The sequence below is a fragment of the Leucobacter chromiiresistens genome (assembly GCF_001477055.1).
Lineage (GTDB): Bacteria > Actinomycetota > Actinomycetes > Actinomycetales > Microbacteriaceae > Leucobacter > Leucobacter chromiiresistens_A.
In genome coordinates this window covers 1-1,605 of the sequence record NZ_LDRK01000076.1, presented here as the reverse complement: position 1 = coordinate 1,605, position 1,605 = coordinate 1, and the positions used below count along the sequence as shown (strand labels likewise).

Sequence of the window (1,605 nt, the reverse complement as noted above, 5' to 3'; positions counted from 1 at the left end):
CGGCCTGGTCGACACGCACGTGCACGTGAACGAACCCGGCCGCACCGACTGGGAGGGCTTCGCATCGGCGACCCGCGCGGCGGCCGCGGGCGGAGTCACCACCATCGTCGACATGCCGCTCAACAGCATTCCGCCCACCGTCACCGTCGCCGGCCTCGACGCGAAGCGCGCCGTCGCCGGGCCGCAGTCGCACGTCGACGTCGGGTTCTGGGGCGGCGCGATCCCGGGCAACATCCCCGACCTCCGCGGCCTGCACGACGCCGGCGTCTTCGGCTTCAAGTGCTTCCTGCTGCACTCGGGCGTCGACGAGTTCCCGCCGCTCGACGCCGACGAGATGGAGCAGGTGATGCGCGAGCTCGTCACCTACGACGCGATGCTCATCGTGCACGCCGAGGATTCGCGCGCCATCGACCGCGCCCCGTCGCCCGAGGGCGACGTCTACGAGCGCTTCCTGCACTCCCGCCCGCGCGGCGCCGAGAACCTCGCGATCTCCGAGGTCATCGAGCGCGCCCGCTGGACCGGGGCGCGCGCCCACATCCTGCACCTCTCGTCGTCGGACGCGCTGCCCATGATCCGCTCCGCGAAGCGCGACGGCGTGCGGCTCACCGTCGAGACGTGCCCGCACTACCTCGCGCTCACCGCGGAGGAGGTGCCGGCGGGCGCCACCGAGTACAAGTGCTGCCCGCCCATCCGCGAGGCGCACAACCGGGAGCTGCTCTGGGAGGGGCTGCTCGACGGCACGATCGACTACATCGCCTCCGACCACTCGCCGTCGACCATCGACCTCAAAGACCCCGAGAACGGCGACTTCGCCGTCGCGTGGGGCGGCGTCTCGTCGCTGCAGCTCGAGCTGCCGATCGTGTGGACCGAGGCGCGCCGACGCGGCATCGGCATCGAGCAGGTCGTCGCCTGGATGGCCACGAAGCCGGCCGCCAACGTCGGCCTCACGGGCAAGGGCAGCATCGCGCCCGGCAACGACGCCGACTTCGCCGTGTTCGCCGAGAACGACGCGTTCGTGGTCGACGCCGCCGAGCTGCAGCACAAGAACCCGATCACGCCGTACGCCGGCCGCCCGCTGTCGGGCGTCGTGCGCCAGACCATCCTCCGCGGGCGCCGCGTCGACGGCGAGACCCCGCACGGCACGCTGATCCGGCGGGGCATGCTCGACTCCTGAGGGTGTGTGTTCGGTGGAGGTGCTCGGCGGGTGAGGCTCGGCGAGCTGACGCGAGCCTGAGCCGGCTCAGAAGGCCCAGAGGTGCGCGAGCGCTCCGAACCCGAGGGCCGCGACGGCGAGGCTGCCGGCGAGCACCCACACGGCGAGCATGATCGCGTTCAGCCAGACGCCCCACAGGGCGAGGGCGCGATCCCGCGTGTTGCGGCGCAGCGCGAGCACGCCGAAGACGAGGCCGGTGATGGGGGCGAAGAACGTCCAACCGCTCACCACGGAGGCGATGCCGAGCACGAAGCTCGTGATCGAGAACGCGCGGGAGTGGTCGTCGATGGCGACCGGGCCGCTCGGGAACGGCTCGGAGCCGCTCGAGGCGGCGCTGCTCGCCGCGAGCGGCGTGGTGTCGGCGAAGCGGGCGTCGGGGGTGGTGGTGGCGC

2 protein-coding genes are annotated in these 1,605 nt (G+C 72.5%); one reads left to right on the top strand and one right to left on the bottom strand.

What is annotated here, in order from left to right:
- Positions 1–1,174 (top strand): allantoinase AllB (gene allB, locus NS354_RS10050; protein ID WP_058594368.1); only part of this gene is annotated, 1,174 nt, incomplete at its 5' end.
- A 66-nt stretch (positions 1,175–1,240) separates the two neighbouring features.
- Here the strand turns inward: allB and NS354_RS10045 are convergent.
- The coding region (locus NS354_RS10045) for a DUF4190 domain-containing protein (RefSeq protein WP_058594367.1) at positions 1,241–1,605 on the bottom strand (365 nt) is incomplete at its 5' end.